This window comes from Streptomyces sp. NPDC002463, from assembly GCF_042889835.1.
Taxonomy (GTDB): Bacteria; Actinomycetota; Actinomycetes; order Streptomycetales; family Streptomycetaceae; genus Streptomyces; species Streptomyces nymphaeiformis.
In genome coordinates this window covers 125654-143871 of record NZ_JBIARL010000006.1, presented here as the reverse complement: position 1 = coordinate 143871, position 18218 = coordinate 125654, and the positions used below count along the sequence as shown (strand labels likewise).

Below are 18218 nucleotides of genomic sequence, written 5' to 3'. Positions count from 1 at the left end.
CGTCCCCACCCCCCGAGAAACAACAGGGAGAAGAGCAGTGCGTCTCGTCCTGCGCAACCTGGGGTTCTACCTGATCGCCTTCTGGGCCTCCGTCACCCTCAATTTCCTGCTTCCGCGCTTCATGCCCGGAGACCCCGTCTCCCGGATGTTCGCCCAGGCCCAGGGAACGATGCAGCCCGATCAGATCGCCCAGTTGCAGAAACTCTTCGGTCTCGACGACCGCCCGCTGTGGCGCCAGTACGTCGACTACCTCCACAGCGTCGCCACCGGCGACCTCGGCATCTCCATCTCGCGCTTCCCGACCCCGGTCTCCGAGGTCATCGGCTCCCAGATCGGCTGGACGCTGCTCCTCGGCCTCACCGCCCTGGTCGTCGCCGCCCTCGTCGGCAACCTCCTCGGCGTCCTCGCCGCCTGGCGCCGGGGTGGGATCCTCGACTCCGCGCTGCCGCCGCTGCTGATCTTCGTCGGCTCGTTCCCGTACTTCTGGCTGGCGATGGGCGCGCTGTACCTCTTCGGCGTCACCCTCGGCTGGTTCCCGCTCCGGCACGCGTACGACGTCGGGCTCGAACCCGGCTTCGACGCCGTGTTCCTCGGGAACGTCGCCACCCACCTGGTCCTTCCGGCCCTCACCATCGTGCTCGTCTCGATCGGCGGCTGGATGCTCGGCATGCGCAACACCATGATCGCCACCGCCGCCGAGGACTACATCACCATGGCCGAGGCGAAGGGGCTCAGCCCCGTCCGGATCATGTTCCGGTACGCCGCCCGCAACGCTCTGCTGCCGTCCGTCACCAACTTCGGCATGGCCCTCGGCTTCATGGTCGGCGGCGCCCTCCTCACCGAGGTCGTCTTCGCCTACCCCGGCATCGGCTACCAGCTCCTCGCCTCCGTCCAGGCCCTCGACTACCCGCTGATGCAGGGCATCTTCCTCACCATCACGGCGGCCGTCCTGCTCGCCAACTTCGTCGTCGACCTCATCCACGTCCGCCTCGACCCGCGCGTCCGCGTCCGCTGAGGAGGGAACCCCGCCATGCCCGGCCCCGACATGCCCGTCCTCGACACCCCGGACACCGCCACGGCCGTGTCCCACGCCCCGCCGCCCGGCCCGCCGGGCACCCCGCGCCCCGCCCGCCGGGGCCTCGGACGCCGGCTGCTCGCCGACCGCAAGGCCCGCGCAGGACTCCTCCTGCTCGCCGTCTTCGCGCTGCTCGGCGCGCTCGCCCCGGTCCTCGCCCCCGGCGACCCGTCCCTCATCACCGACCTCGGTGCCACCCCGCCGTCCGCCGGCCACTGGCTCGGCACCACCGCCAAGGGCCAGGACGTCCTCGCCCTCACCCTGTGGGGCACCCGCAGCTCGATGCTCGTCGGCTTCACCGTCGGCATCGCCGCCACCCTCGTCGCGCTGCTCGTCGGCCTCGCCTCCGCCTACCTCGGCAAGCTCGTCGACGACCTGCTGACCCTCGTCACCAACGTCTTCCTGCTGCTGCCGGGCCTGCCGCTGCTCGTCATCCTCGCCGCGTTCCTGCCGCCCGGCACCACCACCGTCGTCCTCGTCCTCACCGTCACCGGCTGGGCCGGCTCGGCCCGCGTGCTGCGCGCCCAGGCCACCTCCATCCGGGGCAAGGACTTCGTGGCCGCCGCCGTCGTCACCGGCGAGCGACCGCTGCGGATCATGTTCCGGGAGATCCTCCCCAACATGGCGTCCGTGGTCATGACCACCCTGCTCGGCTGTGTCATCTTCGGCATCGGCGCCCAGGCCGGCCTGGAGTTCCTCGGCCTCGGCGACGCCTCCGTCGTCAGCTGGGGCACCAACCTCTACTGGGCCGGGAACGACGGCGCCCTGATGACCGGGGCCTGGTGGGCGTTCGTCCCCTCCGGCCTGTGCATCGCGCTCGTCGCCTTCGCGCTCGCCCTCGTCAACTACGCGGTCGACGAGATCACCAACCCGCGACTGCGCGCCCGCCGGAAGGGGAAGAAGTGAACGTCCTCGACGTCCAGGGCCTGCGGGTCGAGTACCAGGGCGACGGCCGCACCGTCGTCGGCGCCGACGACGTGTCGTTCACCATCGGAGCCGGAGAGATCTTCGGACTCGCCGGCGAGTCCGGCTGCGGCAAGTCCACCGTCGCCAACGCCGTCATGCGGCTCCTCAAGCCGCCGGCCGAGATCACCGCCGGCTCGGTCACCTTCCGCGGCCGCGACGTCCTCGCCATGGACGCCCGCGAACTGCGCGCCTTCCGCTGGCGGGAGATCGCCATGGTCTTCCAGTCCGCGATGAACTCCCTCAACCCGGTCCTCACCATCGGCGAACAGATCGGCGACATCTTCACCACCCACGAGAAGCTGAAGAAGCGGGCCGCCCGCGACCGCTCCGCCGAACTCCTCGACCTCGTCGGCATCTCGCCCGACCGGCTGAAGGCCTACCCGCACCAGCTCTCCGGCGGCATGCGCCAGCGCGTCGTCATCGCCATGGCCGTCGCCCTCAGGCCTGCCCTGCTCATCATGGACGAGCCGACCACGGCGCTCGACGTCGTCGTCCAGCAGGAGATCATGGCCCAGATCCGCGAACTCCAGCAGACGCTCGGCTTCTCCGTCCTCTTCATCACCCACGACATGTCCCTGATGGTCGAGCTGTCGGACCGCATGGGCGTGATGTACGGCGGCCGGCTCGTCGAGCTCGCGGCGGCCGAGGAACTGTTCGCGCGGCCCCTCCACCCGTACACCGAAGCGCTGATGAACGCCTTCCCGCCGCTCACCGGACCGCGCCGGGAACTCACCGGCCTCTTCGACGCCCCGCGCACCGCCGACAGCTGCGGCTTCCACGTCCGCTGCCCCGACGACCGCTCCGACTGCTCCACGAACATCCCGGACCTGCGCCAGGTGGCCCCCGGTCGCTGGGCAGCCCTCACCGAAGGCACCGCCGCATGACCCTCCTCCAGATCCGCGGACTCACCAAGGACTTCCCGGTCGGCACCGTCTTCTCCCGCCGCCGCGTCCGCGCGGTGAACGGCGTCGACCTCGACCTCGCCCCCGGCCGCGTCACCGCCCTCGTCGGCGAGTCCGGCAGCGGCAAGTCCACCATCGCCCGCTGTCTCGCCCGCCTCGAACGGCCCACCTCCGGGCAGATCCTCCTCGACGGCGAGGACGTGCTCCGCACCGAGCGCCGTCGCGCCTCCCGTACGTACCGGGGCAAGGTCCAGATGGTGTTCCAGGACCCCTTCGGCTCCCTCAACCCCGTCCACCGCATCGAGCACTTCCTCACCCGCGCCCTCGTCCTCCACGGCCACGCGGCCGACCGGGGACGACTCGCCGCCCTCATGGAGGAGGTCGGCCTCACGCCGGACATGCTCGACTCCTACCCGCACGAGCTCTCCGGCGGACAGCGCCAGCGCGTCGCGATCGCCCGCGCCCTCGCCGTCGGACCGGACGTCCTCCTCGCCGACGAACCGACCTCCATGCTCGACGTGTCCGTCCGGGTCGGCGTCCTCAACCTGATGCGCCGGCTCCGCGACGAACGCGGCCTGTCCATGCTCTACATCACCCACGACCTGGGCTCGGCCCGCTACCTCGCCGACACCACCGTCGTCATGTTCGCGGGCGAACTAGTCGAGGGCGGCGACGCGCTCGCCGTCATGGACGCCCCCGCCCACCCGTACACCCGGCTGCTGCTCTCCGCCGTGCCCGACCCCGCCCGGCGCACCGGCTACGACAAGGCCGAGCGCGCCGGGCTGCGGGCCGCCGTCCTGAACCCCGAGTCCTGCCCGTACGACGACGACACCTGCAGCACCACCACTCCCGTACGCCACACCGTCGGCGAGGACGGAGGGCAGCCGCACTGGGTGCGCTGCCACCTCTACGCGCCCGCCCACGAGATCGCCCGACGAGTGCTCCAGCCCGCCGACGACGCCTCCCCGGAAGCCGAGAACACCGCCGCATGACACACGACCTGATCGCCACCGCCGTCGAGGAAGGGCTCTCCGAACGGGCCTTCCGCGACCCGCACCGGCCCCGTTTCCACTTCACCTCGCCCGGCGGCTGGCTCAACGACCCCAACGGGCTCAGCCACTGGGACGGCGTCTACCACCTCTTCTACCAGTACAACCCGCTCGCCCCCGCCCACCACCGCATCCACTGGGGCCATGCCGCCTCCACCGACCTCGTCACCTGGACCGACGAACCCGTCGCCCTCGTCCCCGGCACCACAGGACCCGACCGCGACGGCTGCTGGTCCGGCGTCCTCGTCGACGACGGGGGAGTGCCCACGCTCGTCTACTCGGGCCGGCACGGCGAACGCGAACTGCCCTGCGTCGCCACCGGCAGCCCCGACCTGCGCCACTGGACGAAGGACCCCGCCAACCCGGTGATCGCCGCGCCGCCGGCGGGCGTCGACGTCACCGCGTACCGCGACCACTGCGTGTGGAAGGAGGATGCCGTCTGGCGCCAGCTCGTCGGCTCCGGCATCCGGGGCAAGGGCGGCACCGCCTTCCTGTACGAGTCCCACGACCTGCGTCACTGGCGGTACGTCGGCCCGCTCCTCACCGGCGACGCGAGCCGCGGCACCGCCGCCGACCTCGACTGGACCGGCACCATGTGGGAGTGCGTCGACCTGTTCCGGGTGGACGGCACCGACGTCCTCGCCTTCTCCGCATGGGACGAGGGCGCCACCCACCACCCCCTGTACTGGACGGGCCGGTACGAGGGCGACCGCTTCGAGCCGAGCGCCCTGCACCGCCTCGACTACGGGCAGAACTACTTCTACGCGCCCCAGTCGACGCGCGACGAGCACGGCCGCCGGATCATGTTCGGCTGGCTTCAGGAGGGCCGCGGCGAGGAGGCCACCGCCTGCGCCGGCTGGTCCGGCGTCATGTCCCTGCCGCGCCTCGTCACCCTCGGCCCCGACGGCGCCCTCGCCCAGACGCCCGTGCCGGAGCTGTCGCGGCTGCGCCGCGACCACGTGCACGCCGGCCCCTTCGAGGGGGACGTCGACCTGGACGCGATCCGCGGCGATCAGCTCGACCTGGAGGCGACCCTCCGGCTTGCTCCCGGCGCCACGGTACTGCTCGGGGTGCGGGAGACCCCGGACGGCGCCGAGAGGACCGTCGTCGAGATCACCCGCGACGACGCCGGCACCTCGGGCACCCTGCGCCTCCACCGCGAGGCGAGCAGCCTCGACCCGGACGTCGACACCGCACCCCGTCACGGCGAGCTGCCCTTCGGATCGGACGGTACGGTCGAACTCCGCGTCCTCGTCGACCACTCGGCCCTGGAGGTCTTCGCCAACGGCCGCGCCCTGGCCGCCCGCGTCTACCCGACCCGCCCCGACGAGGCGACCGGCGTCTCGCTCACCGTCACCGGCCGCGCGACCGTCACCCGCCTCGACGCCTGGCACATGGCCCCGATCGAGACGGCCCCGCGCCCGCTCTGGCCCTGACGGCCCTCCCGGTGCCGGGCACCGGCCCGGCACCGGCCCCCATTCTTTCGTACAGGCGCCACCCCACCGCCGAGGAGGCCCTCATGCGCATCCCCGAACTCCCCCTCCACCGCCGCACCCTGCTCCAGGCCGGCGGACTCGCCCTCCTGCCCGCCCTCACCGCACCCCGCACCGCCGAGGCCGCCCCCGCGCGCCGCCGCCGGACCGCGACGCTCCCCGAGGCCGTCACCTCACCGCTCCCCGACCCCCTGCCGTACCAGGGGAGTTGGCAGCGCACCCCCGACGGCGGGCAGCGTGCCTCCGCCGCCTCCGGGGCCGCGCTCGCCGTGTCCGAGCACCGGATCGGCGCCCGCGCCGGCTGCTCCGTCCGCATCACGACCGATCCGGCCACCCCGCACGCCCGGGGCGGGCTCGTTCTGCGGGCGGCGTCCGACGGCTCCACCGGCTACGCCGTCCTCCTGGGACCCGCGAACGGCCACGTCGAGCTCGTCGACCTGGCTTCCGGCACCACCCTCGCCACCGGCGGCAACGGCCCCGGAACGACCCTCGACGTCACCCTCGACGGGTCCGCCCTCACCGTCCACGTCGACGGCGAGCAGGTCCTCACCGCCGTGGACCGCCGCCACACCGCCGGCCATGTCGGCCTGCTCGCCGACGGCGGCGCGGTCACCTTCGGACCGCCCCGGACCTGGACCGTTACCACCGACCTGAGCGGCTGGACCTCCAGCGGCACCTGGACCCCGACTCCGCTCGGGCTCACCGGGGCCGCGCCCGAGGGCGCCAACATCCGTACGATCGCCGCCGAGGAGGCGTACGACACCTCCGTCCAGGCGGACCTCCTCGTCCACGACCCGTACGCCGTCGCCGCCCTCCTCGTCCGCGCCGACGCCACCGGCACCCGGGGCTACGCCGTCGAGGCCGACCCGAACCTGGGCCGCCTCCGCCTGTACCGCGTGGACGGCGACGTCACCCTCGCCACCCACACCACCCCGATCACCCCCGGCACCGTCCACCGCCTGCGCGTCGAGGCCGAGGGCCGCCGCCTCCGCGTGTACTGGCAGAGCGACTTCCTCCGCCCCGACGGCTACGCCCCCGTCATCGACGCCGAGGACCCGGCGCCCGCCCCACACCTCTCCGGCCGCCCCGGGCTCCTCGCCTACAACGGGCGGGTCTCCTTCGAGAACGTCACCGCCGCCGGTCCGCCCGCCGAACTCCCGGGCGCCACCACGCTCTCCGGCACCTGGACCCGCGACCTGAAGGGCGTGCGCGGCCACGACGGGGTGCGCACCGCACCCGCCCCGGACGGCCCCGGCCTCGTCGCCTCCGCCGACGTCCTGCTCGCCGGGGCGAGCGCCGCCGGACTCCTCGTGCGCGGTCACGAGCTCCTCCTGGACACCGCGACCGGCGCGATAAGGCTTCTCGACCACACGAGCCGTACCGTCCTCGCCACCGCGCAGCCGTCCGTACGCCCGATCCGCACGGGAACCCCGTACCGCGCCGAACTGCACCTCCTTGGTGGCGAGTTCACCGCCTACGTGGACGGGGTGGAGGCCCTGCGCGTCCCGGTCACCGCCTCCGGCGACACGGTCGGGCTCGTCGCGGCCGGCGGCACCGCGTACTTCCAGGACGTGTACGCCTCCGACGTGCGCGACCACTACACCGAGCCGTACCGCCCCGCCGTCCACCACTCGCCGCGCACCGGACCGGGCAGCGACCCCAACGGCCTCGTGCACCTCGACGGCGAGTACCACCTCTTCCACCAGGCCGAGGGCCGCTGGGCACACGCCGTCTCCACCGACCTCCTCCACTGGCGCGCCCTGCCGACCGCCCTCGACTGGGACGAGTACGGCCACCGCTGGTCCGGCTCGGCCGTCGCCGATCTCGGCGACGTCTCCGGCCTGTTCGGCGGCGGTACCGGCCTGATCGCGTACTACACGAGCTACCACCCGGACAAGATCGGCGGGAACCAGGCGGTCCGCGCCGTCTACAGCACCGACCGGGGCCGATCCTGGCAGCCGTACGGCGGTCCCGAGCCGCTCGTCGGCAACCCCGGCGGCCCGGACGGCGGCTGGGACTTCCGTGACCCGAAGGTCGTCCGGGACGAGGCCCGCGACCAGTGGGTCATGGTGGTGTCCGGTGGCGACCACGTGCGCTTCTTCACCTCCCGCGACCTCCTCCACTGGTCCCACACCGGCTCCTTCGGCTACGGGGACTGGGTGGCCGGCGGCGGGGTCTGGGAGTGCCCCGACCTCTTCCCGCTCCCCGTCGACGGCGACCCCGCCCACACGGTCTGGGTCCTCACCTTCAGCACCGGCGCCGTCCGCACCACCGACGGCTCCACCGCCCGATACCTCACCGGCGACTGGAACGGCACCGTCTTCACCGCTCACCAGGCCCCGGGCCCGGCCCCGCGCAGCGACCACGGCCGCGACTTCTACGCGGCCATCACCTTCGCGGACCTGCCCGACGCACGCCGCGTCTGGCTCGGCTGGACCACCAACTGGGACTATCCGTTCAGCGCCCCCACCCACCCGTGGAACGGCCAGCACTCCGTCCCCCGTGAGCTCACCCTCGCCGACGGCCCGGACGGCCCCGTCCTGCGCCAGTGGCCCGTCGCCGAACTGGCCTCCCTGCGCACGGACACGATCGTACGGAGGGACCTCACGGCCGGACCCGGCGTGCCCGACCCCTGCGCGGGCCTGACCGGCACCACGTACGACCTGGAGGCCGAACTCGTGCTGCCTCCGGCCGGCGCCGCGACCAGCTGCGCCTTTCACCTGCGGGCCAAGGACGGGCAGGCCACCCTCGTCGGCTACGACGCCGTCCGCGAACGCCTCTTCGTCGACCGCACCGCCTCCGGACGCACCGACTTCACCCGGTACTTCGCGGGCCGCACCGAGGCCCCGCTCGAAGCCGTCCGGGCCGCCGACGGCAGCCGGACGGTCCGGCTGCGGATCCTCGTCGACTCCTCCTCCGTCGAGGTCTTCGGCGGCGCGGGCGAGGCCGTCGTCACCAGCCTGGTCCTGCCCGACCCCGACGCCGACGGGATCGCCCTCACCGCCGAGGGCGGGACGGTCCGGATCGCCGAACTCGCCGTCCACCGGCTCGCCTCCACCCGCCGTCTGAGCGAGACGCTCCCGGCTCTGCCCCCGCCCCCGCCGCCGGGGGAGTTCCGCACGGACCTCGGTACCCTCGCCACCGTCCCCGCCGGGCGCTGGGAGGCCACGGGCGCCGGGCACACCGGGGTCTTCGACCGTGACAGCGACGCGCTGTCCACCCGCCGCTTCGCCGACCTCGAACTCACCACCCTGCTCCGGCTCGGCGGCTCCGACGGCACCCGGGGCGCCGCCTCCCTGATCTGGCGGGCCTCGGCCGACGGCGCCGACGGGTACGTCCTCAACCTCGACCCCGATCTCCGGGCGGTCCGGCTCGTCGTCCGGCGCGGCGGCTCCTTCGACGACGCGGCCGCCCTCGCCCGGGTGCCCGCCCTGGTACGGCACGGCGCCACGTACGATCTGCGGATCGTCCACCAGGGCACCCGTATCCAGGTCTTCCTCGACGGGGAGCGGATCATCGACCTCACCGACCCGGCGGCCACCTACACCGACGGCCACGTCGGCCTGAACGTCTTCGGCGGCCGGGCCGGCTACCAGGACACCTACGCCAAGGAGCTCTGACCCATGTCCTTCCTGGTGATCGGCGAGTGCGTCGCCGACATCGTGCGCGGCGCCGACGGCACCGAACGGATCCACCCGGGCGGCAGCCCCGCCAACGTCGCCTACGGCCTCGCCCGCCTCGGCCGGGACGTCACCCTGCTCACCCAGCTCGCCGACGACCCCAGCGGGCGGCTGATCGCGGACCACCTGAAGGACGCGGGGGTACGGGTGGAGGTCGGCGGCGTACCCGTACGCACCCCGTCGGCGGTCGTCGGGCTCGACGCGCACGGCGGGGCCTCGTACACCTTCGACATCGCCTGGACCCTGGAGACCGGGGAGCTCCTGGTGGAGCAGCCCGGTCATGTGCACATCGGCTCGATCGCCGCCGTCACCGCTCCCGGCGCGGCCACCGTCCTCGCCGAGGTCGAGCGGCTGCGCGACCGGGCCACGGTCAGCTACGACCCGAACGTGCGGCCCGCGCTGATGGGGGACCACACCGAGGCCGTCGCACGCGTCGAGCGCTGTGTCGCGCTGAGCGACGTGGTGAAGGCGAGCGACGAGGACCTGGACTGGCTGTACCCCGGAGCGGAGCCGCACGAGGTCGCCGCCCGCTGGCGGGCCCTCGGCCCGGCCGTCGTCCTGATCACCCGGGGCGCGGCCGGATCGATCCTCTTCACCGGGCGGGAGACGATCACCGCGGAGGCGCCGCCGGTCACCGTCGTCGACACCGTCGGCGCGGGCGACTCCTTCATGTCCGCCGTCCTCGACATCCTCGGCCGGCGGGGTCGGGAGACCCTCGCCGGGCTCGGTGCCCATGACCTCGTGCGGATGCTGTGCAGAGCGACCGCGGCGGCGGCCGTCACCGTCTCCCGGGCCGGCGCCCAGCCCCCCGACCGGGCCGAACTGGACGCGGCCGAAGAGCGGTTCACCCTCAGGTTCGGGCGTGTGAGGTGATGTCCGCCGCGAACTGCTCGACCATCTCCGGCGTGACCGTCGGCCGGCACTCGGCGATGGCCTCCAGGTAGTCCGCCGTGCTCGCGCCGGGCGCCGGATCGTCCCCGACGCGCCCGCCGACCGCGACCAGGTCCCGCTCGAAGGAGGCCTGGGCGGCGATCCGCGCCGCGTGCTCGATGTCGGCGGGGGTGAACAGCTCGCTCGCGAGGACCAGTTCGTCGATGTCGACGTCCGTCCGGCCGTCGGTGTAGCGGGCCCAGATCGCCGCCCGCGCCGCCTTGTCCGGCGTACCGATCGGGATGAGGTAGTCGAAGCGGCCGGGCCGCAGGAACGCCGGGTCGAGGGAGCGGATCGAGTTGGTCGCGCAGACGAGCAGCCGCTCGTCCCGCTCCCGGAAGCCCGGTATCAGCTTCAGGAGTTCGTTCGTCACCCCGTGCATGCCGCCCGGCTGGGCGGGCTCCGAACGGACCGGGGCGATCTCCTCGACCTCGTCGATGAAGACCAGGACCCGCTCCAGCTCGGCGATCCGCGCGAACGCGGACCGCAGCGCGGCGGCGAGGTTCCCCTCGTCGGCGAGGCGGGACGGCAGGATCTCCACGAAGGGCCAGCCGAGCCGGGAGGCGATGCCCCGCGCGAACGTGGTCTTCCCGGTGCCGGGCGGGCCGAACAGACAGACCGCGCGCGGCGGCCGCACGCCGTGCCGGTTGGCCCGCTCCGGCTCGGCCAGGGGCAGCACCACACGGCGCTCGATGAGGTCCTTCTCCCGCTCCATGCCGGCCACCTTCGCCCACAGGTCGCCGGGGAGCAGCCGCCCGCCCAGGTCGTCGAGGAGCCCGGCGGCGGGGCCGTGCAGCGGCTCCACCTTCTCGAAGTACGCGACGGCCGGCTGGCGCGTGTACCCGGCGTTCAGCAGGCCCTCTCCGAGGAGCTCCTCCTCCGGCAGGACGTACGCGATGCGCCCGACGCGGGCCGCGACGAGCCGCCGCTCCAGCTCCACGAGCAGGGCGCTGGCGAGGCCGCGGCCCCGCCACGCCGAGGAGATCGCGATCCGCATGACCCAGGCCCGCTCGCCGGAGACACAGGCGAGCGCCGCCCCGATGGGGGCGCCCTGGTGCACGGCGACCACGGCCGGCTGGCGGGTGGTGAGGGCGCCGATGCACTCGGCGAGCGAGAAGACGGACTCCTGCCCGAGTTCGGCGGTGGTGTCGATCAGATGGACGACGGCCGCGAGATCGCTCTCGCGGTAGTCGTGGATGTGCCAGTTCACCGGTGGTACCGCCCCTCGTTCGCTGTGTTGCGGCGAGGCTAGGCGGAGGGCCGGGGCGAGGGCCTGCGCCGCCGTGCACAAGGCGGCGCCTCCCATCGCTCCGTACCGGCTCTATGCAGCGGCCGGAGCCGTCTTCGGGGCCGGGCCGTAGGCGTTCTGCCGCTGCTCGCCCTCGGTGGCGAGGAAGACGATCAGGACGATGCAGCCGATCAGCGGAACGAGGGCGATGAGGAGCCACCAGCCGGAGCGGCCGGTGTCGTGCAGACGGCGGGTCATCACGCCCAGGTGCGGCAGGAACACGGCCAGGAAGTAGACCGCCCAGAGGAGCGGGAAGGTGCCGACCGCCAGGTCGATCGCCACGACGACGATGACCGCGATCGCGTTGACCAGGAAGAACATCCAGTGTTCCGTGCGGCGCGCACGGCCGCTGAACACCGCGTACTTCTTGAGCACGTCGAGATACCAGTTCACTTTGTCCCCCGAGGACTGGGTGTGTGAGCGGGAGGCCGGCCCTGTGGAGCAGGCCGACGAAGAACCTATGCGGCGGAAAGCGCGGGGGTCAATCGGTTCTCGGACGTCCGCAGTTCACACGTGGAAGGTGCGTCAACGCGGTGAACGGCGACACCTCCGGGAGAGGAGATGCCGCCGTTCCGGGGAGAGGATCGACGAAGGTCCGGGAGTCGGACGATCAGAACGTCACGTCCTTCTCTTGGTCATGAGAATTCCGCCGGCCGTGAGGGAGAACAGGCAGACGCACGCGCCGGTGATCACGTTGCTGAGCACCGTGCCCGTGTCGGGGTGCCGCGAGACCACCCACGGCGCGACGATCAGCCACGCGCCCAGGAGCAGGACGACGAAGTTCAGGTCCTGCGACCGTTCGGGAGCCATCGACATGCACAGGCCGAGCCCCGCGAGAGCGATGCCGACGATCAGGTTGGTGATGGCCAGCTCCGGTCGGGCGGCGGAGAAGTGGACCGTCCACGCGGAGATCGCGGCCCACAGACCGGCGAGGATCACGAGCTCCTCGACAGCCGCGACACCTCTCGTCTGGAGCATGCGGGCATAACGGTCCCGCATTTCCGACGCATCGGGGTGCCCCGAGATATCACCGGGACGGTGAGAGACGTCGGCCATGTGACTCGCCTCCTTCTGGCGTCCTGCATGTCTGGCCGCACTGCGGCAATTGCGCCGCTGCTTCATTGTGCTCTTATCTGGCCTTTATGTGTAGGTCTGTCCGGTGGCGATGCGTACAGAAAAGGAGCCGTGGATGTGCGTGGATCCACCAAAAGGTCATTTCCGGTCAATGAAAATTCAGCGCAAAGTCGAGCCGTTCTTCGTATCGGTATGCGCATGGCCCCGCGCGGTGGCCGTGACCGCCCCGGCGTAGCCTGGAAAAGGACTCGGGGACCGGATCTTTCCACCGCCCGGGAGTGCGCGATGGCCGGCATCGTACGGAAGAGCTTCGACTCGGCGGACGAGACGCGTCCCTTCGAGGACGGCAAGGGCAGGCTCGACCTGCTCGTCGGCGACGGCGGCTCGGTGGGCCGGGCCGTCTTCGAGCCGGGCTGGCAGTGGTCCAAGCACGTCAAGCCCATCGCCGGCACCGACAGCTGCCAGGCGTCGCACGTCGGATACGTGATCAGTGGCCGGATGAAGGTCGTCATGGACGACGGTGAGGCGACGGAGTTCGGGGCGGGCGACTACATGGAGGTCAAGCCCGGTCACGACGCCTGGGTCCTCGGCGACGAGCCCTGCGTGACCCTCGACTGGCTGGGCTTCACGAACTACGCCGTGCCGCAGTCCTCCTGACGGGCTTCCTGCCGGCAGTGCCCCGGAGCCGCCGGAGTCCCTCGAGAGCTGCCGGGCGGGACGGTGCTCGCGTGAAGGCCCGGCCCGTGAGGCCTATCCGTACGCGTCCGTGACGCAGTCGGCGGCGCAGCGCCAGTGCTCGAACCTGCGGCGGAGCGCCGCCGCCGCGTGCGGCCGCTCCACGCCCGCGTGGCCGTACCGCTCCTCGGCCGTCCGCATCACCGCAGTGACGGTGACGATCGCCGGCTCGCCCTCGCCGGCGGACCGGCGGGCCTCGGCGATCACGTGGTCGGCCGCCCGCTGGAGGTCCCGGGCGTACTCCCGCCGGGCGACGGCCCGCGCCCGTGAGGCGGCGAAGGGCCGCACGGCCCGGCCCTTCCAGATCGCCCCGGCGGCCATGAGGCCCGCCCCGGACAGGAACAAGAGCGCCCAGCCCACGGTGCCGGCGTCCCACTTCATCGCCGCCGCCTTCCCCTGACCCAGCGTGTTCATCCCGAGCATCCGAGTCTAGGGGCGCCGCTTCCACTGAGGGGATCCCGCGCGCCGGCCTCCCGGTACAGAGGATTGACACGTGTAAGTGGGCGGTGACAGGCTCGTGCTCCGGCCCCGTGTGCCCGCGCAGAAGGAGCAGCACCCCATGAGCACCACCGTCACCACCGACCGAGGACCCGTGCGCGGCGAGCGCCGTGCCGACGGGACCCTGCGTTTCCTGGGCATCCCGTACGCGCAGCCGCCCGTCGGCGACCTCCGTTTCGCGGCCCCCGTGCCGCCGGAGGCCTGGTCGGAGCCGCTGGACGCGACGGCGTACGGGCCGACCGCGCAGAAGCGGCCGTTCGCGGACGTCACGACGATCCCGGAGCCGTCGATCCCGGGCACCGGGGTGCTGAACCTGAACGTGTTCACGCCGGCGACGGACCCGGAGGCCGGTCTGCCGGTCCTGGTCTGGATCCACGGCGGTGGGTACGTGGCGGGCTCGGCGGCGAGCCCCTGGTACGACGGTGCCGCCTTCAACCGGGACGGCGTCGTGGTCGTCTCGGTCGGCTACCGCCTCGGGATCGAGGGCTTCCTGCACCTGGAGGGCGCACCGGACAACCGCGGCGTACGGGACTGGATCGCGGCCCTGGAGTGGGTGCGGGACAACATCGCGGCCTTCGGCGGCGACCCGGCGAAGGTCACGATCGCCGGCCAGTCGGCGGGCGGCGGCGCCGTGCAGACGCTGCTCGCGGTCCCCTCGGCACAGGGCCTGTTCCGGGGCGCGCTCTCCGTCTCGGGCGCGGTCATGCGGCCCGACGGCCCTGAGGTCGCCCGCGCGGCGGCCCGGCTGTTCACGTCGCGCACCGGCGTCCCGGCCACGGCCGCCGCTCTGCGCGACCTGAGCGACGACGAACTCCTCGACCTCCAGGACCTGATGTCCGCACCGGGACCGGACCGCGAGGGCCTGCCGCCGATGCTGGCCCTCGCCCCCTTCGCGGACGGCGAGCTGATCCCCGTACCCGTCCTGGACGCCCTGACGGCGGGAGAGGCCGGCGCGGACGTACCGCTGATGCTCGGCTTCACCGCGGACGAGTTCACGATGATCCCCGGACCCGGCCCGGACGCCCCTCCGCTGCCCGTCCTCCTCGGCGGGCTCGGCCTGGACGCGGCCGGGGCGGACGCCTTCACCGAGGAGTACGCGGAGGCCGGCGAGGAGCGGTACTTCGGGCAGGCACTGACCGACACGGTCTTCCGCGCCCCGAACCTCGCCGTCGCGGACGCCCGCGCCGTGCGGGAACGGCCCACCTGGTTCTACGAGTTCCGCTGGCGCTCGCCGGGTCTCGGGCTCGCGTTCCACTGCCTGGACCTGCCCTTCGCCTTCGACCTCCTCGACGCCGAGGGCGTCGCGGCCGTCGCCGGCGACGAGCCGCCGCGCGCGCTCGCCGACGCCCTGCACCGGGCCTGGGTCGGCTTCGTCACCGACCAGGACCCGGGCACCGACTGGCCGCGCTACACGGCGACGGAGCGCGCCACGATGATCTGGGACGCGGAGCCCCGGGTCGCCTCGGACCCGGTGCACCGCGTCCGCGACATCTGGCTCGGCTGAGCCGCCGGGGCCCCAGGGCCTGTCCGGCCGGAGGGGGACGGACAGGCCCTAGTCGCCGGTCGTCCCGTCGAGCAGTTCGCGCAGGATGTCCAGATGGCCGTTGTGGCGGGCCGTCTCCTCGGTGAGGTGGAGGAGGATCCAGCGCAGGTCGACGTGGAGGCCGCCACGGACGGGGCGCTTCGCCCGGGCGTCCAGGTCGCTCCCGGCGACCAGTTCGCGGTAGCGGGCGCTCTGTCCGGCGTACTCGTCGAGCAGCTGCGCGAGCGGGAAGTCGACGGCGATGCGCATCTCGCGGTCGGGGTCCTCATCGGTCCAGGGCCCCTCGTCCTCCTCACCGAGGAAGACCATCTGGAACCAGTAGTACTCGACCCAGCGGAGATGGTTGATCAGCCCGCTCATGGTCATCAGCGGGGAGCCCGGCAGGAGCGCCTTGCGGGCGTTCTCCTCGGAGAGGCCCTCGCACTTGACGCGGGCGGTGTCACGGGCGTAGTCGAGGAACGTGGTGAGCTGGGTGCGCTCGTCCCACGCGGGCGGTGTGTCGTCGATTCTGGTCATCGCGTGAAGCGTCCCCGATCACCGCGACCGCTGTCGAGGCAATTACCGACCGACCCGCCACCCCCTAGCATCGGGCTCAGCCCACCGCGCCCATCGGGCCCACCGGGCCCGCCGAACGGACGGATCGGAACGCCAGATGCTCAAGGACTTCGCCGACCTCTCCACGCCGCTCGTCGCCGACGCCTGCGTACGGCTCGGAGAGCCCCTGCGGGCCGCGCCCGCCGGGATCCTGCCCGTCGTCACCGGGCAGCGGGTCGCCGGCCGGGTGCTGCCGGCCCGCCACTACGGAAGCGTCGACGTCTTCCTGGAGGCCTTCACGCACGCCGCGCCCGGGGACGTCCTCGTCATCGACAACGGCGGCCGCCGCGACGAGGCCTGCGTCGGGGACCTCGCCGTCCTGGAGGCGGAAGCGGCAGGCGTCGCCGGGGTCGTCGTCTGGGGGCTGCACCGCGACACCCCGGACCTGGTCGAGATCGGACTGCCCGTCTTCTCGTACGGACGCCACGCCCCCGGCCCCGTTCGCCTCGACGACCGCGACCCCGACGCGCTGACCGTGGTGCGGTTCGGCGACCACGAGGTCACCGCCGCCGACGTGGTGTTCGGCGACGACGACGGCGTGCTCTTCGTGGCGGCCGACCGCGTGGACACCGTCCTGGAGACCGCCCGGTCCCTCTTCCGCACCGAGCGGGAACAGGCCCGCCGGATCAGGGCGGGGGAGACCCTGCGTGCACAGACCCGCTTCGACGAGTACCTCACGGGCCGCACCGAGGACCCCTCGTACACCTTCCGCCGCCACCTGCGCCGGATCGGCGGCGCGATCGAGGAGTGAGCGCGCGGGTCAGCCCTCGAAGCCGACCGTGCCGTCCGGCAGGAGTGCCTCCACGTGTGCGCCGTGCTCCACCGTCCGGCTCACCGTGCAGAACTTCTCGTGCGTCAGGCGCACCCCTCGGGCGAAGACCTCCGCCGCCTTCGGGTTGTTGTCCGGCAGGTCGAACTCGTAGCTCACCCGGATCCGGCCCAAGCGGCCGTCGTCCTCGGGGCCCGAGACCGACTCCACCACGATCCGCAGGTCGTCGTGGTCCACCGCGCGGGCCGTGCGGTCGATGACGAGGCCGCCGCAGCCGCCCATCGCCGCGAGCAGCAACTCGACCGGCGTGAAAGAGGGCTGCGCGTCCGCGTCGTCGGCGGCGGCCATCCGGACCTCCGCGCCCCGGTCGTTGCGGGCGGTCCAGTTGCGGTACCCGGTGCGGACGGTCTCGATCCGGTAGTCGGCCATGGCGGCGGGGCTCCTTCGTTCACGTGCGTGTTCTCGTACGGTACGCGTCGGGGGCGTACGGAGCCTCAGATGCCCCGCGCGTGTGCGTGGGCGTGGACGACCTCACCCCACGCGTCCGACACCGTTCCCCAGACCGCCCGGAGTTCCGGCTCGGCCTCCCGTACCGACGCCACCGCCCCCGCCGGGTCGCCGCCCGCCGAGCTCAGCAGGCCGCCGTCCCCGGCCGCCCACGCCGCGACCGTGTCCGCGCCCGCCTCGGGATGGAACTGCACCGCCCAGCACGCACTTCCTACCCGGAACGCCTGGTACGGGCAGTCGTCGCCGCTCAGCAGCGGCACGGCGCCGGCCGGCAGGCGGTCCACCTCGTCCCAGTGCCACTGCGCCGCCGGGGCGCCCTCCGGCACCCCGCCGAGCACCGGGTCGCCCTCGGCGTCCGGCAGCCTCCGCAGCGGCACGGCACCCACCTCGGGCCCTTGGGGCCGCTGCGCCACCGAACCGCCCAGCGCGTGGGCGACGATCTGGCCGCCCAGGCATATCCCGAGCAGCGGCACCTCCCCGGCCACGGCCTCCCGGACGAGCGCACGCACCCCCGGCAGCCAGGGCGCGGCCTCGTCGTCCTCGCAGTTGACGGACCCGCCGAGGACGACAAGGCCCGCGTGGCCGCCCAGCGTCTCCGGGAGCGCCTCGCCCCGCCAGGCGCGTATCACGTCGAGGCGCAGCCCGCCCCGTACGAGGTGCTCACCGACCAGGCCGGGACCGGCGTCCTCCTCGTGCTGCACGACGAGCACGGCGGGCCCCGCCACATCGGTCTGCTTCATCTGCGCCTCCACGTTCTTCCCCCGGAGCGCCCGGGGCCTTCGCTCTGCCGAGGATCGTTGACGAAGGGCCGGTGCGGGAGCCCCTGAGAGCGCGTACGTGATCACATCTGAGTAGCGCGGTACGGGCGGCTGAGTACGCCGACCGATACGGCGGCCGCCGCCCGCTGATGGACTGGGGTCATGACCTTCGACGCCCGGCGCGCCCGCCGCCTCCAGCACGTCACCGCCACCGGCACGGCCCTTGCGGTGGCCCTCGGCCCGCTGGTCATCGGCGCGCTCTTCGCCAAGTCGGTGGGCGGGGACCCGATGGTCTCCGTCAACGCCCTGATCGCGGGCGGCGGCCAGCGGGCCCGGATCTCCCGCGCCCAGCTCCGG

At 73.1% G+C, this 18218-nt stretch carries 17 protein-coding genes; 10 read left to right on the top strand and 7 right to left on the bottom strand.

The features are described from left to right. Positions 1-37: 37 nt before the first annotated feature. From ACFYX3_RS14675 to ACFYX3_RS14645, 7 genes are all read left to right on the top strand, one after another. The gene (locus ACFYX3_RS14675) at positions 38-1015 is read left to right on the top strand and encodes an ABC transporter permease (protein ID WP_389012714.1); all 978 of its coding nucleotides are present in this window, start codon (positions 38-40) and stop codon (positions 1013-1015) included. Positions 1016-1030: 15 nt separating this feature from the next. Beyond that, positions 1031-1981, top strand: a complete 951-nt coding sequence (locus tag ACFYX3_RS14670; protein WP_389012711.1) for an ABC transporter permease — start codon at positions 1031-1033, stop codon at positions 1979-1981. Further along, complete coding sequence (locus ACFYX3_RS14665; RefSeq protein WP_389012708.1) at positions 1978-2925, top strand: ABC transporter ATP-binding protein; 948 nt, start codon at positions 1978-1980, stop codon at positions 2923-2925. The genes ACFYX3_RS14670 and ACFYX3_RS14665 overlap by 4 nt, the downstream gene beginning before the upstream one ends. Then, entirely contained in the window at positions 2922-3935 is a 1014-nt protein-coding gene (locus ACFYX3_RS14660) for an ABC transporter ATP-binding protein (RefSeq protein ID WP_389012705.1), read from the top strand. Before ACFYX3_RS14665 ends, ACFYX3_RS14660 begins: the two co-directional genes overlap by 4 nt. Continuing rightward, on the top strand, positions 3932-5428 hold the full coding sequence (locus tag ACFYX3_RS14655) for a glycoside hydrolase family 32 protein (RefSeq protein ID WP_389012702.1): 1497 nt from the start codon (positions 3932-3934) through the stop codon (positions 5426-5428). Before ACFYX3_RS14660 ends, ACFYX3_RS14655 begins: the two co-directional genes overlap by 4 nt. An 83-nt stretch (positions 5429-5511) precedes the next feature. After that, positions 5512-9105 carry a glycoside hydrolase family 32 protein gene (locus ACFYX3_RS14650; RefSeq protein WP_389012700.1) on the top strand — a complete coding sequence of 1198 codons (3594 nt, stop codon included), beginning with the start codon at positions 5512-5514 and terminating at the stop codon, positions 9103-9105. Between the two features lie 3 nt (positions 9106-9108). Then, entirely contained in the window at positions 9109-10038 is a 930-nt protein-coding gene (locus tag ACFYX3_RS14645; protein WP_389012697.1) for a carbohydrate kinase, read from the top strand. Here the strand turns inward: ACFYX3_RS14645 and ACFYX3_RS14640 are convergent. The 3 genes from ACFYX3_RS14640 to ACFYX3_RS14630 form a co-directional block, all read right to left on the bottom strand. After that, positions 10016-11305: an ATP-binding protein gene (locus ACFYX3_RS14640; protein ID WP_389012694.1), complete on the bottom strand. Its 1290-nt coding sequence runs from the start codon at positions 11303-11305 to the stop codon at positions 10016-10018. The two genes, ACFYX3_RS14645 and ACFYX3_RS14640, sit on opposite strands and share 23 nt — an antisense overlap. Positions 11306-11416: 111 nt before the next feature. Beyond that, positions 11417-11776, bottom strand: a complete 360-nt coding sequence (locus ACFYX3_RS14635; protein WP_389012691.1) for a DUF805 domain-containing protein — start codon at positions 11774-11776, stop codon at positions 11417-11419. Positions 11777-12001: 225 nt separating this feature from the next. Continuing rightward, on the bottom strand, positions 12002-12361 hold the full coding sequence (locus ACFYX3_RS14630) for an SPW repeat protein (protein WP_389012688.1): 360 nt from the start codon (positions 12359-12361) through the stop codon (positions 12002-12004). 381 nt (positions 12362-12742) lie between these two features. On the opposite strand from ACFYX3_RS14630, the gene ACFYX3_RS14625 reads away from it, so the two are divergent. Further along, the gene (locus tag ACFYX3_RS14625; RefSeq protein ID WP_389012685.1) at positions 12743-13114 is read left to right on the top strand and encodes a cupin domain-containing protein; all 372 of its coding nucleotides are present in this window, start codon (positions 12743-12745) and stop codon (positions 13112-13114) included. A 93-nt stretch (positions 13115-13207) separates the two neighbouring features. Here ACFYX3_RS14625 and ACFYX3_RS14620 read toward each other — a convergent pair whose 3' ends face one another. Then, entirely contained in the window at positions 13208-13606 is a 399-nt protein-coding gene (locus ACFYX3_RS14620) for a hypothetical protein (protein WP_389012682.1), read from the bottom strand. Between the two features lie 145 nt (positions 13607-13751). On the opposite strand from ACFYX3_RS14620, the gene ACFYX3_RS14615 reads away from it, so the two are divergent. Beyond that, complete coding sequence (locus ACFYX3_RS14615; RefSeq protein WP_389012679.1) at positions 13752-15194, top strand: carboxylesterase/lipase family protein; 1443 nt, start codon at positions 13752-13754, stop codon at positions 15192-15194. 48 nt (positions 15195-15242) lie between these two features. Here the strand turns inward: ACFYX3_RS14615 and ACFYX3_RS14610 are convergent, their stop codons facing one another. Next, on the bottom strand, positions 15243-15749 hold the full coding sequence (locus ACFYX3_RS14610) for a DinB family protein (protein WP_389012676.1): 507 nt from the start codon (positions 15747-15749) through the stop codon (positions 15243-15245). A 136-nt stretch (positions 15750-15885) separates the two neighbouring features. Here ACFYX3_RS14610 and ACFYX3_RS14605 point away from each other — a divergent pair, with 136 nt between their 5' ends. Further along, the gene (locus tag ACFYX3_RS14605) at positions 15886-16578 is read left to right on the top strand and encodes an RraA family protein (RefSeq protein WP_389012673.1); all 693 of its coding nucleotides are present in this window, start codon (positions 15886-15888) and stop codon (positions 16576-16578) included. Positions 16579-16587: 9 nt separating this feature from the next. On the opposite strand, the gene ACFYX3_RS14600 is transcribed toward ACFYX3_RS14605, so the two are convergent. Then, a complete protein-coding gene (locus ACFYX3_RS14600; protein ID WP_359518070.1) occupies positions 16588-17025 on the bottom strand; it encodes an OsmC family protein in 438 nt (145 codons plus the stop codon). A 65-nt stretch (positions 17026-17090) separates the two neighbouring features. Next, a complete protein-coding gene (locus ACFYX3_RS14595; RefSeq protein ID WP_389012669.1) occupies positions 17091-17843 on the bottom strand; it encodes a type 1 glutamine amidotransferase in 753 nt (250 codons plus the stop codon). Between the last annotated feature and the right edge of the window lie 375 nt (positions 17844-18218).

What these genes read in the sequence shown, in the direction of transcription:
- ACFYX3_RS14670 (WP_389012711.1), top strand. Translation starts at nt 1,031, where the DNA reads ATGCCCGGCCCCGACATGCCCGTCCTCGACACCCCGGACACCGCCACG.
- ACFYX3_RS14660 (WP_389012705.1), top strand. Translation starts at nt 2,922, where the DNA reads ATGACCCTCCTCCAGATCCGCGGACTCACCAAGGACTTCCCGGTCGGC.
- ACFYX3_RS14655 (WP_389012702.1), top strand. Translation starts at nt 3,932, where the DNA reads ATGACACACGACCTGATCGCCACCGCCGTCGAGGAAGGGCTCTCCGAA.
- ACFYX3_RS14650 (WP_389012700.1), top strand. Translation starts at nt 5,512, where the DNA reads ATGCGCATCCCCGAACTCCCCCTCCACCGCCGCACCCTGCTCCAGGCC.
- ACFYX3_RS14645 (WP_389012697.1), top strand. Translation starts at nt 9,109, where the DNA reads ATGTCCTTCCTGGTGATCGGCGAGTGCGTCGCCGACATCGTGCGCGGC.
- ACFYX3_RS14630 (WP_389012688.1), bottom strand. Translation starts at nt 12,361, where the DNA reads ATGCTCCAGACGAGAGGTGTCGCGGCTGTCGAGGAGCTCGTGATCCTC.
- ACFYX3_RS14625 (WP_389012685.1), top strand. Translation starts at nt 12,743, where the DNA reads ATGGCCGGCATCGTACGGAAGAGCTTCGACTCGGCGGACGAGACGCGT.
- ACFYX3_RS14620 (WP_389012682.1), bottom strand. Translation starts at nt 13,606, where the DNA reads ATGAACACGCTGGGTCAGGGGAAGGCGGCGGCGATGAAGTGGGACGCC.
- ACFYX3_RS14615 (WP_389012679.1), top strand. Translation starts at nt 13,752, where the DNA reads ATGAGCACCACCGTCACCACCGACCGAGGACCCGTGCGCGGCGAGCGC.
- ACFYX3_RS14610 (WP_389012676.1), bottom strand. Translation starts at nt 15,749, where the DNA reads ATGACCAGAATCGACGACACACCGCCCGCGTGGGACGAGCGCACCCAG.
- ACFYX3_RS14605 (WP_389012673.1), top strand. Translation starts at nt 15,886, where the DNA reads ATGCTCAAGGACTTCGCCGACCTCTCCACGCCGCTCGTCGCCGACGCC.
- ACFYX3_RS14600 (WP_359518070.1), bottom strand. Translation starts at nt 17,025, where the DNA reads ATGGCCGACTACCGGATCGAGACCGTCCGCACCGGGTACCGCAACTGG.
- ACFYX3_RS14595 (WP_389012669.1), bottom strand. Translation starts at nt 17,843, where the DNA reads ATGAAGCAGACCGATGTGGCGGGGCCCGCCGTGCTCGTCGTGCAGCAC.